This window comes from Bacillus sp. HMF5848, assembly GCF_003944835.1.
Classification (GTDB): Bacteria; Bacillota; Bacilli; order Bacillales; family HMF5848; genus HMF5848.
This window is the reverse complement of the sequence record NZ_RWIV01000001.1, coordinates 1,157,229-1,173,740: the sequence shown is the minus strand read 5'-3', so window position 1 is coordinate 1,173,740 and position 16,512 is coordinate 1,157,229. Positions and strand designations below refer to the sequence as shown.

Here is a 16,512-nt window from a genome sequence, read left to right as displayed (position 1 = left end):
GAAATGTTTTTTTACGGCACTATTACATGAAAAAATTGAACAGCTTCATGTTCTTTCAATGGCTTCTGAATATGAAAGCCTTGTGCATAATGACAGTGTAGGCTTTTAAGCTGTTGCATTTGCTCCGAAGTTTCTACACCTTCTGCCACTACCTTTAAAGCCAAGCCCTCACCCATCGTGATAATTGCTTGAACGATTGCTAAATTAGCAGGATTCGTTTGTAAGTTCTGCACAAATGATTTATCAATTTTAAGCTTGCTAATAGGTAAGTGTGGCAAATAACTTAGTGATGAATACCCTGTCCCAAAATCATCTACCGACACACGTACTCCTATTTTTTTCAGCTCCATCATTACCTTTACACTCTGGTCAAGGTTACTCATCATCGTACTTTCAGTTAACTCTAAAATTAAATACTCCGGTGCTAACTTTGTAGTTTGTAACACTTCTTTTACTTCTGATGGAAAATTAGCGTTTTGAAATTGAAACGCTGATACATTTACTGAAATGACAAGATCGGCATACCCTTGTTCCTGCCATCGTTTCGTTGTAAGGCACGCTTTCTCGAGCACCCAGCGACCTATTTCTTGAATAATACCTGTTTCCTCCGCTAACGGAATAAAATCACTAGGCGGCACAACACCAAGTTTAGGGTGCTGCCAACGAACAAGAGCTTCATTCGCGATAACTTTTCCCGTTTGCATGTCGACAAGCGGCTGATATACAAGAAATAATTCATTATATGATAGAGCTCGGCGTAAATATTTTTCCAACTCTAATCGTTGCTTCGCCTGCTTACTCATCTCATCTGCAAAAAATTCAAAGCGATTTCCACCATTAGCTTTTGCTCGATTCATAGCTACCTCTGCGTTTCTAAAAAGACGGCGCACATCTTCTCCATCTGCAGGAAACACACTTACGCCTATACTAGCTGTTATGAAAAATTCATCCTCTTGAAAAATAAGAGGCTCTGCAATTTTTTCCAAAATAGCGTTACAAACGATCGTTATGTTTTCTTCTCGCTGCTTCGACGCAACATTTTTACCAGCTAATAAAACAATAAATTTGTCGCCACCAAATCTCCCAAGCTTACTATACTTAGGCAGTACACCTTGCATACGTGTTGCGAGTATTTTTAACAGTTGATCGCCGACACTATGTCCTAAACTATCATTAATAAGCTTAAAACGGTCCATATCAACAAACATGACAGAAAAGTGATCTTTTTGCTTAATACGTTTACTAATTTCTTCTTCAAAACACGTTCTATTCGGCAGCTGCGTTTCTCTATCATAATAAGCTAATTGTGTAATTTTCTTTTTATTAAGGGTTTGTTCCGTCACATTTCGTACTATTGCAAACACACCAATTTTATTTGAGTTTACTAAAATTGGTACATACTTCACTTCTAAATATAAATATGTATCTTTCTTTAACTCGAGATCAATTTCGTAAGACTGTTCTTTTCCAGCTAGCGTTCTTAAAAAGTGATTTGTCACGCGCTTTTTCTCTTTTTTAGGGATAAAATCAAGGATAGACTTACCAATGATCTCATCCGCACTCATGTTGATTAAGTCCTCTACAGATTTGTTAACACTTGTAATTGTTCCTTTCACATCAAGTGAAAGCACAGCATCCTTGTTATGCTCAAATAAAGACTTAAACATTTGCTCTGAAATGTCATCTTGATCTTCTAGTTTCATATAGGAAGCAGTTTCGTCAAACACTGAAAAAGCTATGTGAATACTATTCTTCCAGTCTTCTAGTTCAAATTCGTTAACAACTGCTTGTGGCAATTGAGTCATTATATAATCGCGTATAATCGAACCTTGGTGATATTTCTTAGATGGTGTATATACTTGCACAAATGTACTTGAGCTCTTTTTAAAAATCTGCTGGTGATTTTGTAGAAACTCACGTAACGCGTCTTGAGATGAGTAAATTATTGTTTTCGTCCACATCATTCTTACCACCGCTTTTTTATAAAAACATATTGAAATCCCTTCTATAACAATATCACATTTAATACTGTAAAAAAGGTTTTTAACAAAATGTTACGTTTATTTCCTTTTATATGGAAGTGATTTCGTGTATTTCGTTTTGATGATATAAACTGGTGCTTTCGCTGTAATTAGTTTTGAATATATAGATTGGTCTTTTCGTTGTAATTCGTGCTGAAGATATAGATGGGGGGTTCGTTGTAATTTGTTTTGAGATATAAATTGGTGTTGTCGTGTTAGACTCGTTGTAAAAAAATTACTGAGTATGTTGAAAAAGCGGGTAGATGGTTCAAATTGTAACAACTTCAATCAAAGCAGATGCCCCTCTCCTTGTCTAATGTACGTCCCCGTTTGCATAAATCTTTCCCTCTACATTGTAAACGAAAAAAAGCTACCAAATAAGTTGGTAGCGTGCGCACTTAGAACCAGTTGAAACCAAGTGGTAGGCTGAAGCCTAAATATAATACAACCACAAAAACAACAATCAAATGAATCCATGCAATCTTTGTATCTTTGCCTTTTCTAAGGCGTGCAATTAACATCTCAGCTGCACCAATAACCCAAATCCCAACAAGCGCTTTAAAGTGATACAATGGTGGAATTTCATAGACTGCCATATATAACAGAACACCTGTTACAATAATGACTAAGTACATAACACGCAAAGCTATTAGGATAGCCTTTGGTTTTTGACCACGCTTAAGTGCCGGCACTGCGACAAGTAATAAGATGAGTGCAAGAACCCATGCTGTAATATGAGTATGTGTCACTGTTTCTCCTCCTAGTAATAAATATTATCAAAACAATAATATCATGTTTTGTCCTAAACAAGAAATATTTTCATTCTCATTAAAGAGTTTCATAAGTTGCTGCAAACGCTTTAATTTTTATTGATGTTATTGGCTCTGTAAGCTATTGTAAAGAGAGAAGGAATTCATCTAATTGGAGGGGATCTGTTTGACTAAAACAACAGACATTATTCAGCAAACCGAAAAATTTGGCGCCCATAACTACCATCCACTCCCTATTGTTATTTCACAGGCTGAAGGTGTATGGGTAGAGGACCCTGAAGGGACCCGTTATATTGACATGTTAAGTGCGTATTCTGCCGTTAACCAAGGACATCGTCATCCGAAAATCATTCAGGCCCTTAAGGATCAAGCAGATAAAATTACGTTAACATCACGGGCGTTTCATAACGACCAACTTGGTCCATGGTATGAAAAAGTAGCACAAATTACGAAAAAAGATATGGTTCTTCCTATGAATACAGGCGCTGAAGCTGTTGAAACAGCTGTAAAGGCTGTACGTCGTTGGGCATACGATGTGAAAGGTGTTCCTGCTGAGCAAGCAGAAATCATTGTTTGCGAAGAAAACTTCCACGGTCGTACTATGACAGCCGTTTCTATGTCATCGAATCCGGAATATAAGCGTGGGTTCGGACCGATGCTACCTGGTATTAAGGTAATTTCTTATGGAGATACAGATGCTCTACGTAATGCTATTACAGCTAACACAGCTGCTTTCATCTTCGAACCGATCCAAGGTGAGGCTGGTATTAACATCCCTCGCGAAGGCTTTTTGAAAGAAGCTTATGACATCTGTAAAGAAAACAATGTTTTGTATGTTGCTGATGAAATTCAAGCAGGTCTTGGTCGTTCTGGAAAAATGTTTGCTTGTGACTGGGAACAAGTTGAGCCTGATATGTTTATTTTAGGAAAAGCGCTTGGTGGCGGTGTATTTCCAATCTCATGTGTAGCAGCTAACAAAGATGTTCTAGGTGTGTTTAATCCAGGTTCACATGGCTCAACATTTGGCGGAAACCCGCTTGCATGTGCTGTATCCATCGCGGCACTTGATGTATTAATTGATGAAAAGCTTGCTGAGCGTTCTTTAGAGCTAGGCAATTACTTCCAAGAAAAGCTTCGTGAAATAAAGAATCCAATTATTAAAGAAGTAAGAGGAAAAGGTTTATTTATTGGAGTAGAGCTTACAGAGCCTGCACGTTCGTATTGCGAGCAGCTTAAAGAAAAAGGATTGCTATGTAAAGAAACACATGAAAATGTGATTCGCTTTGCACCTCCATTAATTATTTCTAAAGAAGACTTAGATTGGGCGATTGACAAAATAAAAGAAGTACTTTAGTTTATATGTACAAAAAGTCGCTAGCGTTTTCTCGCTAGCGACTTTTCTTATTTAATTTGTAGAAGAAGCTCGTTCAATAATCGCATCACATTTTACAATCATGACACTTAATTCCTTCATTAAATCAATGTCATAAAAATTTGTTACCTTTTTGCCGTTTGCGTCAAGAAACACGCGCACATTTGGACGCTGCGGCGCTAGCTTATTATAGCCAACGACGACACCCATCTCACCTGTATTTAATAGGACGGTTACGCCGATTGGATAGATGGCAACAGACTGCCTAAATGCTTCAATAACCTGTCGATCGTATTTTGTATAGCAGTAGCCCCATAATATTTCCATCGCTTCATGTGGTAGCATACCTTTTTGACGAATAAGCTTATCAAACTGGTTCGCAACCGCTACTATTCTCGCGTGCAAATGAATGTCTTCATTTTTCAATCCACGTGGGTAGCCTGTCCCATCCACATTTTCATGATGCTGGTATGCACAATGTGATATCACAAGATGTAAGTCATGCACCTTTCGCAGCATTTCAAAGCCATATTCAGTGTGCTTTTGAAGTAACTCTTTTTCTTCAGCATTTAACTTTTCTTTTATTAATAATTTATGTGGTAACTCTAGCTTACCGATATCATGAAATAAAGCACCGAGTCCTAACAAGTTTAGTTCTTTTTCGTTTATCCCCATATATTTGCCTATTGATAACGAGTAAAGACATGTATGTAACGCATGCTCAAACAATGAGTCTTGATTAACTTGTAAATGAGATAAAAGATTTAATAGATTTTTAGAGGCTCTTAATTCCTGAAGAATTTCTTGCACGGAATTTTTAACTTGATGGACACCCTTGACTCGGGCTAACGCATGACTATTCCCACTTTTGCCTTTTGCAATAAGGTCAAACACATTGGTGAGGGTTGATGTTGTTTTTAACCTTAGCTCTTGCGATATGTTATCCTCTACTTCAAGATTTTCAGTGACCTCTGACTTTATGTATATATGACTAATCTTCTTGCTTTTTAATCTATTAATGAAAGCTTCGTTCAGTACTGTACCACTATTGAGAAGTATCCTGGCATTTTCATCATAAATCGGTTTGGCTAGCTCTAAACCTACTTCACAATTATAAATAGATACAAGTCTCATATGCTCATCCCCTTTAGCACAACATAGCAATAGGTGCCTCTTATAAAGGCACCTACAACAAGACTTTATACTTCATTGTAATATATTTAAATAGAATACGTCTAGCTGAATATCATTATCAGTTCTGAATTTTATTAATAAGGGACCCTATTCCTTCAATAGTAATCTCCATTACATCACCTGGTTGTAAGAAGCGAGGTGGTTTAAATCCTTTCCCGACACCCGCTGGCGTGCCTGTTGCAATGATGTCCCCCGGTTCAAGTGTCATCCCTCGCGAAATGACAGATATAATATGAGGGATATTAAAAATAAATTGTGATGTATGGCCGTTTTGGCGTAGCTCTCCATTTACTTTTGTTTGAAGTTGCAAATGGTGAGGATCTGGAATCTCTTTCTTTGTAACAATCCATGGACCCATCGGACAAGATGTGTCCAAGCTTTTTCCTAATAAAAATTGTTTATGACGGTCTTGTAAATCTCGAGCCGTAATATCATTTAAGACAGTATATCCAAACACATAATCCATTGCATCCTCTTCAGAAATTCCTACCCCTTTTTTTCCAATAATAACAGCGAGCTCTCCTTCGTAATCTAGCTGACTTGTTACACCGTTGTGGTGGAGCACTGTTTCATTCGGACCAATAACCGTAGTAGGAGCCTTTGAGAATAACATAACATGCTTAGGTATATCAGCTGCGCTGCCCATCTCAATAGCGTGGTCACGATAGTTTTTCCCCACACAAAAAATATTTTTTCGTGGTCTCGTGATGGGAGCTAGAAGCTGCACATCTTCAATTGGTAGCATATAAACTTCATTTGCACCTTGAATTTCTTCAATAATTCTTGCTACTTTTTCGAGAAAACTATTCCCCTTCTCGATGTTCGATACCATATCTAACTCTATTGTTTCTGTTTTTAAAATAGCTTTTTCAGCTAACTCTAAATCTACAACATAGCTATCATTGTACACACACCCACAAAATACTCGTTCTTTGTATTGACCTGTCAGTAGCTTCATGAACATCCCCCTAGTAATCTAATCTTTATCATCATACTATTCAACATCATCATTTATTTTTCCTTTTTAAAAGATCGGAAAAGCCCAGTACATTATTAACGATGAGCCCACGCTAGACCGTCCATCAAAAAAGGCACACCCCTGCAACAGAGTGTGCCTGTCATCGTCATCATGACTCTTCGTTCATTATTTCTAGCACCAAATAACTTGGATTAATAAGTTGATTGCCATCCACATCTGTTATCGTATCATGGACAACTAACACAAGCCGCGATTGATCTTCCCATTTGCTTGGGTCTAGTGTCAATGTGATAGATTTGTCGCCAACTAGTTCAAGTGTATAGCCATCCTGTACAATATTTGTATTTAGTGGTGCTTCTGCTGTTTTTAAAGAATCATCAATGATATATACAAATGAATCTAAATCAATAGATTCCGGATCAAGTACATTCGAGAAATTAAGTTTTACTATGTTATTCGTTTCTGTCACTTTGAATGATTCATACTCTTCCCCGAAAAAGTTGTAGTTATCTGGCAAAACATAAAAATGAAATTGCACCGGGTCGTCTACATCATATTCATAGCTTGTGTCACTCGAGTAGGTCACGTCAGACATATCAAGAGTAAACGTGTTGCCTAGTGCATCATCAATGTGAACAGCTATGATGCTCCAGACACCCGTTTCATCGTCTTGAGGAGATATACTTGTCCCCCAAATGCCGTCACCCTCATCCTGTAACATTAACTCTTTTTCTACCGTGCCATTTATTATTACTGTTACTTTCGCTTCTTTAATTTGAACATCATGCTCAAGATGAACGTGTAAATTGGTTTCTTTTTTCATGATAGGTCTTATAAAATCAATGACGTTTTGGAAGTCCAAAGATTTATCTAGCCAGACCATCTTGTCTCCGAGCTGTGGTTCGCTCGTAATTGGTGGCTCGACATTTGTCACTGTTACATATACAGTAGCGGTGTATTCGCCATCTTCTGTTGTCGCTATTATCTGAGCTGTCCCAGCCGAATGAGGCGTAACAGTTCCATCCCTATCAACTGTCACAACAGCTTCATCGCTAGAACTCCAATTCACACTCTGATTGGTAGCATTGTCAGGGTATATAGTGGGCACTAGTGTAAACGGATCGTCATCAACAGATAGTTTAAGTGTGTCTGTATCAAATTCGATCCCTTCGACAGGTACATACACAATATCTTCTAAAACGGTAACAATAATAGAGGCCGACACACCAGCGGATGAAACTGAAATTTCTGCAGTTCCAGCTGATATCGCCGTTATTTTGCCGTATTCATTTATATCAATAATGTTAGGATCACTAGATTCCCAGACTATATTTTGATTTGTAGCATACATAGGTGTGAAAATGGGTTGTAAATATTTTGTTTGCCCCTTGTAAATTGGCAATTGTATATCTCGAATTTTCAGCCCTACAATTTCTACATTTTCATTAGATGGCTCTGTCTGAAATTTAACACGTTGAGGAGTAGTGTAAAAACTCCATTCTTCACCTAACCCTAACGAACCGACAGAATCTAGGCCCCACGTATAAACGTGTCCATTTTCTGTTAAGGCTACAGCATGTTGGTGCCCGGCATCAACAGCACGTATTTTTTCACCTTGGAAATCTATTTTAACAGGCGTGTCGACGTTAAAACCTATACCTGCCCCTAGAATAGAATTTTCATTGCCTCCTATTCCCCATACATCGCCTTTATTATCGAGAGCTAGTAAAAAGGCATGTCCATGTTTTTTAGAGGCAGATAGTGTTACGATATTTGTCAATCCCTCTATTTTCACAGGTGTTAACACTTTAGCACCCAGAGCATTGACTCCTAAAATTCCACTATCATTAAATCCCCAACCGTACACCTCTCCTGAGCTAGTAAGTGCAAAGCCAGTTCGGTACCCATTCTCAATATCAATAATTTTTTCAGCAGTCGGAAATTGTAGCTGAGCTGGTTCATTGTCATACTCTACTTCTCTTCCAAGCTGTTTGAGCTCTCCTCGCCCCCACGTATACACGTCCCCATCTTCAGACATTGCAGATTGAAAGTCATAGCCTGCTGCGACTTTTACAATTTTTTCATCAAAGTCTATGGTCGTTGGTTCTGTTATTTTCGTTTCAGATTTGGTAGAAAAAGAGGCACGACTGTTACTGCCCCATCCATATACATCGCCCGTTACCGTTAAAGCTAGTGCATGATCCTCTCCTATAGAAACATGTGAGATATCCGAGAGGTTCAAGTCAACGGGTTCTTTAGCTGATGTCGGCCCAGGAAATAAGGAAGAATAGCTGAATCCCATTCCTTTTACTTTTGAATCTTCTTCGAGTGCAAAAAGAACTGTCCCGTTTGCTGTAAAATTATAAGCAGCTTCAATATCAATGATATTTTTCGAAAAATTTGTAGCAATGTTTGGCACTGTATAATCTACCGAATTATCATTATTGCCTAAATAGTACTTAGATCCCCAGCTCCACAGCGTGCCATCCTGACTTAATGCATACGTATTATTTTTTGTGGCAATCACATCAATTATCTTTAATTCATTTTGCCGCCATGTATCCTCGGCCCAGCTAATTGCTGGCATAGATAAAAGAACTAAAGCAAGTGATAAAATAATAGATAGTATTTTTTTCAAAGGTTCTACCCTCCCCTAATCTATAAAATGAACATACCGTAAAAATTTCTCAATCATGACAATGGCATCTAATCTTGTGGCTGTACCGTATGGAGCGAAGTTTCCGTCTTTTTGCGCTTCCATAACCCCGATTGAGGTCATCGTAGCTACTGCTGGCTGAGCCCATTTGTTGATTTGTTGCCAATCCGTGAATACTGGTCGCTCCTCGTTCACATCGGGTGCTTGTCCGACTCCTTGTAATGCGCGATAAAGGATTGCTGCCATTTGTTGTCTAGTAATAGGTTGCTTTGGTTTAAATGTTTGGTCTCCATATCCTTCTACTAGTCCCAACATATACGCACGTTGCAGATTATTTGCATACCAGTCTGAATCTAATACGTCAATAAAATAATAGTCTTCTACTTGCATCGTTGCGGCACCAAGGGCGCGCACCATTAGAGTCGTAAATTCATGTCTTGTTATAGTCCGGAACGGTGAAAAAGTCTCATCCGTTGTCCCGGTTGTAATCAGTTTAGCTGCCATTTTATGGACTATGTCTTTATATGGCACATAATACATGTCTTTAAAATTAATAGGATTTTCTATCACTGTGTATATACTATTCGTTCTACTCCATAAACTTGCTATTGTTTTTGTTTCAAGTGCTTCGAAGATACTTGGGACAAAAGAGAATTCACCACTTTGTGGGTCGTAGAGAGCTCCCGTTGATATATCTGGATTCACTTCTTTTTCCATCGTGAATTGACGCTTCATATAAAAATTAAAATCACCTAATACTGTGTGGGAATCTGTATCTTGGATGTAGATTGTAAAATCGTACATCGGAGCTAGTAATGTTATATTATCTAGACTAGTAGAATCTACTTTTTTCATTGAGATTATTAGTTGTGCCCCATCTGTTAACTGCTCGCTGACAAGTTGCATGAACTCTGCTGGTAAGTAGTATGTAACATCATTTTGTTGGATGAGTAAGTTTTTATCTATAAACAGTTCAATGATAGCTTTTGATAAAGAAACAGATTGGCTAGTATTTAATAGTACAAACTCACCTAGATTACTATTGTTATCTAAGTAATCTTGTAACTTACCTATATCTAAACTAACCATGTCTTCGCTTATAATCATCACGTGTTGTGGGATAACAGATGAATCTGCTGGGGAGCTAGGTGCATTATCATCACCATCGTCTCTGCCGTCATCATTTTCGTCAGTTGGTTCATCTACACCACTCACCACTTCAACCTTTACCAACTGGAATTCAGACAAAACTTCTACATCTATTAAATTGAACTCACCCTCTTCTTCTTCGGCTGTGGTGACAGATGGGGTAAAGAAAAAAAATAAAATTGAGCAAATTATCATCACAAAACAATTCTTTTTAAAGAACAAACTATTAAATTGAGGTAGCATACATATCATCCTTTCCTCAAAATTCTCTGTTATTTTAACATAAATCAGTCGATAATTGTTTGTTAACTACTAACATTTTACAAATTTTCTATAAATTTAGCAAAAACAGTTGAACACCATCCGTTCTTTTTATAGAATTAACATAGATTAATAGAGAGTGGGAGGAGAAAATAGTGAAAATCATAAGATTGTTGGTCGTAGTGGTTATGTTGATTTCACTTGTACTACCAACGATGAATGTAAGTGCAAAGGATACCGGAGATACAGGTGGCGGAAGTCCGGTTCTAAATCTGTCCTATGTGAGTAATGATTTAGACCCTGAGGATTCAACAGGGGTAGAAAATGTATTATCGTGGGACTTACCTGACGTTTCATTTGATAACATTCGAATCTTTCGCAACACTACAGATAAGCCAGAAGATGCTACGCTTCTAACTACACTTGGCAACAGTGTTATTTCTTATACAGATGATACTGCTACACCTCGTACTACTTACTTCTATTATGTACAAACAACACGCGGACCAGAAGCGAATTACACTGTTGTTGGCACAGCTAAGATTAAGGTAGAGACAACACATGATAGTGATGGGGTATTTCCAGAAAGACCTACAATAAGTAATACGTATATTAATGATACTGCATCTTATGAAGACGGTGGTGTTGAAGTTGTACTAGAATGGGACTCCAATCCAGAGGTGGAAGAATATATTATTTATAAGACAGAAGTCGACGGTAGTTTTGTATGGCAATATCAAGTTCCACGTGATCAATCATTTTATGTGGATACTGAAGTAGTGACATCCATGAGATATAACTATGTATTAGTTGCAGTAGATAGTGATGGTGACAAGAGCGATAATATTTTTAACTATCTACGTGTTAGACTTCACCCTAACAAAGTAGAAGTAGTGGTAAGTCACGATAGTGATAGAAATGACTTTAGTCTAATTAGTGTAGACATTCTTTCAAGCGATACAAATGATTTTGAAGGTCCACAATTATTCAATGGCAAAGGTGGTATTCGTGTATATGAAGCGCTTGAGGGGGAACGCGATAGCTTTTTCGAAGGCTTAGGATTCTCATTCCCTATTATAAAAGAAGGTAATTTCACCATCGGTGCTCATTTTGAAGATTTATCGGATATTGTCAGCATTGAAGCTGTTGTATCTTTATATTCAGATGAAATTTTAGAGAATACTTCTATAACAATGCAACCTTCTTTACATTCTTCAACCTATTATGAGGGTAGATTTAATTTAGATTATCTGGCTGAAACTGATGAAGTTTTTGCATTAGCGTACGTTTCTGCATTTATCGCAACCGATTCTTTAGGCAATACGAGTGAGATAATCATTACAGAGCAAACTCCTGATTTTAATGACGAAAACGCTGACTTTGATGGTGCTTTTTTCATGATTGCATTAGGTGAAACATTTGAAGTATTTGATAACCAACTTGATGGAGATTATTCAAATGATGTTTTTGATATGAGTCCTTCTAATAATATTATGAAACTAACTTTTAACAATAAAATAGAAAGTTATTTCGGTCGTGGTCTGTTGGTATTAGACCGCTCTGATTTCGGATTTGATGACTCTGACTCTTATTTAGATGAAAACTATGATGAAACTGACACCGATACCATTGATCAAGGAAAGGATAGAGCCGGTTTATACACTGCATTTTTAGTGGATCTGGCTCCAACTATTTCAAGTGATGGAAAATCAATGTACTTTAGTTTTGACTTGAATAACTTAGACTTAGGTCAAGATCTTCTAGACATGTCCCCAAATATCCGAGGTTTGTTTATGCTCCCACCAGAGTATTATGACACTGAGGGTAATTATATGGACATATTTTATATGATCCCCCTACACCTCATGTCTGATGAAGAATACAATTTAAAGCACAACTTATCTTAATTAGAAAGACGTTGACTATCGAGAGTCAACGTCTTTATTTATGATGTCTTGTTTATTGTATATCCACTCTCATTTGTCGGTTATCTACCACTTTGGTGTCGATTATCTACCGGTTCTGTGTCGATTATCTACCGTTCCGTGTCGATTATCTACCGTTCCGTGTCGATTATCTACCGTTCCGTGTCGATGTTCACCAAGTTGACATATATTCACTTACTCTTTTCCAAGCTGGGGTTTGGTTCACTACGGGATATCCGCCGTTGTGTGTCGAATATCCGCCGTGGCTTGTCGTTTATCCGCTCTAGCCTGTCGGTTATACGCCGTTGCATATTAATCTGCTAATCGTTTGGGTATTCTACCCGTTCCGAGTCGATTTTCTACCGGTTCGGTGTCGATTATCTACCGGTTTGGTGTCGATTATCTACCATTCCGTGTCGATGTTCACCAAGTTGACATATATTCACTTACTCTTTTCCAAGCTGGGGTTTGGTTCACTACGGGATATCCGCCGTTGTGTGTCGAATATCCGCCATCCTTTGTCGTTTATCCGCTCTAGCCTGTCGGTTATCCGCCGTTCACTCGGAGGAGCTAACCTTGCTCCCATATATCCGCCATCGCGTGTCGGTTATCCGCCGTGGCTTGTCGTTTATCCGCCGTTTACTCGGATAAGCTAACCTTGCTCCCACATATCCGCCGTCACTTGTCGGTTATCCGCCATCCTTTGTCGTTTATCCGCTCTAGTTTGTCGAATATCCGCCGTGGCCGCCGCCTGTCCTTTATCCGCGGTCCGGAATTCTCATTCGTTTAACTTATATCCGCACCGCCTCCACAACCGCTACTTCCAAGCCACCACCGACCAAGAATAACGCCACCACACTCACTTACTGCCCAAACGTCTCCAAGAACTGTATAACGGCCGGCCCGAGCAACACGATAAACAAACTTGGGAAGATGAATAACACCAACGGAAAGAGCATTTTAATCGGTGCTTTCATTGCTTCTTCTTCGGCGCGCTGTTTGCGTTGTTCGCGCACTTCGTTGGATTGTACGCGCAATACAGTTACCATACCAATCCCAAGCTTTTCTGCTTGAACAATACTGCTTATTAAAGTTTTCATTTCGTCTAATACAAGTCGATCGCGAATACCACTCAATGCTTCGCGCCTCGTGCGTCCTAGGCGAATTTCCTCTAAGCAACGATGAAATTCGTTCGCGATAATACCATCCTTTTTTGAAACAACCTTGCTCATTGCTGAGTCAAACCCTAACCCAGCTTCTAAACTAACAGTCAATAAATCTAGTATATCTGGCAGCTCACGCAAGGCTAAGTGATTGCGGGTTTTAATTTTTTGCTTAAGATAAAAGCCAGGAAACAATCCTCCGACCGCGAAACCAACTAATGCAGCTAAAGCTAAGCCACCGAACGACCATTTAAGAAGCATGCCATACATTGTGAAAACTACTGGAAGCAACACTAGCAAGCCTAACTGGACGAGACGGAATTCAAACGGCGTCATGCCAAATGGATTGCCGGCCTGCAATAGCTTCAATTCTAGCTTTTCAGTTTTATCATTGGACAATCTGCGACGAAACGTTCGTCTCAACTGTAACCATATAGGACGTAGCACTCGTCTTGCAAAGCTCGGCTTCGCTTCCTCTTCTTCTCCAAACTCACGTTCAGTGTCATCATCTTTCTTTTTAAAAAAATAAGACAGTCGCTTTTTAACTCGTTTTCTTCTTTCTACTCGGAACTCAAATAAGCCATATATAAGTAGCGTTACTGTAAAAAATAATGATAAGTACAACATCATACTACACCTCAATCGATGTAAGTTTTCGAATTAAGAAAAAGCCAATACCCGCTGAGATAGCCCCACCGACGACCATCATGATGCCAACGGGATGTGTAAATAACGCCTTCATATATCCCGGTTCAATAATATATAACACTAATGTCAAAATGATTGGTAGCAATCCAACAACAATTCCGGATAATCGTCCTTGTGCCGTTAACGTAGATATTTGTCTATGAATCTTCGTTCGGTCACGAATGGTGCGAACTATTTGATCTAGTACCGTGGCTAGATTTCCGCCGACTTGACGTTGAATCAAGATGGCTTGAATCATTAAATCTAAATCTTCACTTGGTACGCGTTCTTTTAAACTGTGCAACGCGTCCTCCATACTTGCCCCATACTGCATTTCACGAAGTACGGTTTCCATTTCTTCTTTTATCGGCGAGTGCGCTTCTTCCGCCACTGTTTTTAAAGCTTGCGGAAAGCTGAAACCAGCTCGCAACGATCCTACTATTGTAGTAATCATGTCAGCAAGCCCTTCATTAAACTTGTTGATTCGCTCGCGCTCTTTTTTTAACACATACCATTTTGGGAGTAAAAATCCTAAAAAGAAACCTGGTAGCATGAGGAACCAAGCACCTGTTAATAAGAAACTTATCCCTGCCACAAGCGCACTACTTATCCACTGCATAATGACATATTCTTCTGGCTTTAGCGGCACACCCGCGCGACTTAGCAATACTTCTAGCTTTGAGTTCTTGTCTTTTGTTAGCATTTGTTTTCGTATTCGTTGCTTTGTCATTTGCATTTGTACAAGCAGGTTTAGCTTTTTACGGTCGAAGCCTTTTTTGTCACCCATCGCTAAATAACGCTTCATACGTTTTGCTAATCGTTTATCTCGTAAAAAAAACATTTGCAGTAAACCAACAAATAGTAAAAATGAGGAGAATGCTGCCATAAAAATGATTAACCATTTCATGAGCTCCACTCCTCCCCATCAATAAACACACTAGCTGGTATTTGAATGCCTGATGAGTCCAGACGCTCATAAAATTTTGGTCGAACGCCTGTCGGTACGAGTCGTCCTAGAATCTTCCCTTGTGCGTCCACGCCTTCTCTTTTAAATGTAAAAATGTCTTGTAAAACAATAACGTCTCCTTCAAGACCTTGAACCTCAGTAATACTAACAATCCGACGTGAACCATCTTTAAGTCGCGATTGTTGAATAATTAAGTCTATTGCTCCTGCAATTTGTTCACGAATGGCCTTAATAGGAAGCTCAACTCCCGCTAATAGTACCATTGTTTCTAAACGAGATATCATATCACGTGGACTGTTCGAGTGTCCTGTTGCGAGTGAGCCATCATGACCCGTGTTCATCGCTTGTAGCATATCTAATGCTTCGCCACCACGGACCTCCCCGATAACAATACGGTCTGGGCGCATACGCAGTGAGTTACGGACGAGGTCACGTATCGTCACAGAGCCCTTTCCTTCAATGTTAGGGGGACGAGATTCTAATGCTATAACATGGTCTTGACCAAGCTGTAGCTCTGCTGCATCCTCAATCGTTACAATCCGTTCGTCTTCTGGAATAAAGTTTGATAAGACGTTTAATGTTGTTGTTTTCCCCGAACCAGTTCCGCCACTAACAAACACATTTAGTCGAGCCTTAACACACGCATCTAAGAATAACGCCATTTCATTGGTTAGTGTTCCAAAGTTAATCAAATCATCGATCGTAAATGGATCCTTCGCGAATTTACGTATCGTAACCGTTGGGCCATTTAAAGCAAGTGGCGGGATAATTGCATTCACACGTGATCCGTCTGGTAAACGCGCATCCACCATCGGACTAGATTCATCAATCCGTCTTCCAATTGGTGATACTATTTTTTCAATAACACCCATAACGTGCTCGTTATCCCGAAATTGAATACCTGTCAGTTCAAGCCGCCCGTTCCGCTCACAATAGACATGATCAGGTCCGTTCACCATAACCTCAGACACCTCTTCGTCTAGTAACAACGGATTAATCGGACCATAACCAGTTAAATCATTAATTAATTCATCAACTACACGCTTGCGATCTATTTTGCCGCGATATTCCTCTTTTTCTTTAATAAGTTCTATCGCCATACTATCGAGTTTAGGTAGAATATCTTCTAAATTATCATCTTTTACTTCTTGTAAAATAAGCTTGTGCAGCTCATTTTTTAACTCCTGGTGCTTATCACCTTTGGCATACTTGCTTTTTTGCCTTGAGTCTTCCTTACGGCGGGTATCTCGAAACGCCGCCATTAAGTCTTTTTTCGGTATTTGCGCTTGTGGCTCATATTGAACCTCACGTTCTAGTTCAGCTTCCATAGGAGGTTTCTTTTCTTGAATGCGCGACAACAAACTCATT

General features: G+C 39.0%; 11 protein-coding genes. 2 read left to right on the top strand and 9 right to left on the bottom strand.

What is annotated here, in order from left to right; translation table 11 throughout:
• Positions 1–11: 11 nt before the first annotated feature.
• Entirely contained in the window at positions 12–1,964 is a 1,953-nt protein-coding gene (locus EJF36_RS05660; RefSeq protein ID WP_125905386.1) for a sensor domain-containing protein, read from the bottom strand.
• Between the two features lie 455 nt (positions 1,965–2,419).
• Positions 2,420–2,770 (bottom strand): DUF1516 family protein, encoded by a 351-nt coding sequence (locus tag EJF36_RS05655; protein ID WP_125905385.1) that lies wholly within the window; start codon positions 2,768–2,770, stop codon positions 2,420–2,422.
• Between the two features lie 181 nt (positions 2,771–2,951).
• On the opposite strand from EJF36_RS05655, the gene EJF36_RS05650 reads away from it, so the two are divergent.
• A complete protein-coding gene (locus EJF36_RS05650; protein WP_395940620.1) occupies positions 2,952–4,145 on the top strand; it encodes an ornithine--oxo-acid transaminase in 1,194 nt (397 codons plus the stop codon).
• A gap of 51 nt (positions 4,146–4,196) precedes the next feature.
• On the opposite strand, the gene EJF36_RS05645 is transcribed toward EJF36_RS05650, so the two are convergent.
• The 4 genes from EJF36_RS05645 to EJF36_RS05630 all read right to left on the bottom strand — a co-directional run bounded on the left by EJF36_RS05645 (position 4,197) and on the right by EJF36_RS05630 (position 10,384).
• Positions 4,197–5,297 carry an HD-GYP domain-containing protein gene (locus EJF36_RS05645; protein WP_125905383.1) on the bottom strand — a complete coding sequence of 367 codons (1,101 nt, stop codon included), beginning with the start codon at positions 5,295–5,297 and terminating at the stop codon, positions 4,197–4,199.
• A gap of 118 nt (positions 5,298–5,415) precedes the next feature.
• The gene (locus EJF36_RS05640) at positions 5,416–6,315 is read right to left on the bottom strand and encodes a fumarylacetoacetate hydrolase family protein (RefSeq protein WP_125905382.1); all 900 of its coding nucleotides are present in this window, start codon (positions 6,313–6,315) and stop codon (positions 5,416–5,418) included.
• A gap of 169 nt (positions 6,316–6,484) precedes the next feature.
• On the bottom strand, positions 6,485–8,974 hold the full coding sequence (locus EJF36_RS05635) for an RCC1 domain-containing protein (protein ID WP_125905381.1): 2,490 nt from the start codon (positions 8,972–8,974) through the stop codon (positions 6,485–6,487).
• A gap of 15 nt (positions 8,975–8,989) precedes the next feature.
• Positions 8,990–10,384, bottom strand: coding sequence for an S-layer homology domain-containing protein (locus EJF36_RS05630; RefSeq protein WP_185806820.1), 1,395 nt, complete (start codon positions 10,382–10,384; stop codon positions 8,990–8,992).
• A 173-nt stretch (positions 10,385–10,557) separates the two neighbouring features.
• Between EJF36_RS05630 and EJF36_RS05625 the strand changes: the two genes are divergently transcribed.
• Positions 10,558–12,309, top strand: coding sequence for a fibronectin type III domain-containing protein (locus EJF36_RS05625; RefSeq protein ID WP_125905379.1), 1,752 nt, complete (start codon positions 10,558–10,560; stop codon positions 12,307–12,309).
• 881 nt (positions 12,310–13,190) lie between these two features.
• Here the strand turns inward: EJF36_RS05625 and EJF36_RS05620 are convergent.
• Genes EJF36_RS05620 through EJF36_RS05610 form a run of 3 tightly spaced genes read right to left on the bottom strand, consistent with a single transcriptional unit; the run spans position 13,191 to position 16,511 of the window.
• Positions 13,191–14,120 (bottom strand): type II secretion system F family protein, encoded by a 930-nt coding sequence (locus EJF36_RS05620; RefSeq protein WP_260471835.1) that lies wholly within the window; start codon positions 14,118–14,120, stop codon positions 13,191–13,193.
• Between the two features lies 1 nt (position 14,121).
• Complete coding sequence (locus tag EJF36_RS05615) at positions 14,122–15,084, bottom strand: type II secretion system F family protein (RefSeq protein ID WP_125905378.1); 963 nt, start codon at positions 15,082–15,084, stop codon at positions 14,122–14,124.
• Complete coding sequence (locus EJF36_RS05610) at positions 15,081–16,511, bottom strand: CpaF family protein (protein ID WP_125905377.1); 1,431 nt, start codon at positions 16,509–16,511, stop codon at positions 15,081–15,083. Before EJF36_RS05610 ends, EJF36_RS05615 begins: the two co-directional genes overlap by 4 nt.
• Between the last annotated feature and the right edge of the window lies 1 nt (position 16,512).

Coding starts and splice junctions, on each gene's coding strand:
- EJF36_RS05660 (WP_125905386.1), bottom strand. CDS start 1,964: ATGATGTGGACGAAAACAATAATTTACTCATCTCAAGACGCGTTACGT.
- EJF36_RS05645 (WP_125905383.1), bottom strand. CDS start 5,297: ATGAGACTTGTATCTATTTATAATTGTGAAGTAGGTTTAGAGCTAGCC.
- EJF36_RS05640 (WP_125905382.1), bottom strand. CDS start 6,315: ATGAAGCTACTGACAGGTCAATACAAAGAACGAGTATTTTGTGGGTGT.
- EJF36_RS05630 (WP_185806820.1), bottom strand. CDS start 10,384: ATGCTACCTCAATTTAATAGTTTGTTCTTTAAAAAGAATTGTTTTGTG.
- EJF36_RS05620 (WP_260471835.1), bottom strand. CDS start 14,120: ATGATGTTGTACTTATCATTATTTTTTACAGTAACGCTACTTATATAT.
- EJF36_RS05615 (WP_125905378.1), bottom strand. CDS start 15,084: ATGAAATGGTTAATCATTTTTATGGCAGCATTCTCCTCATTTTTACTA.
- EJF36_RS05610 (WP_125905377.1), bottom strand. CDS start 16,511: ATGAGTTTGTTGTCGCGCATTCAAGAAAAGAAACCTCCTATGGAAGCT.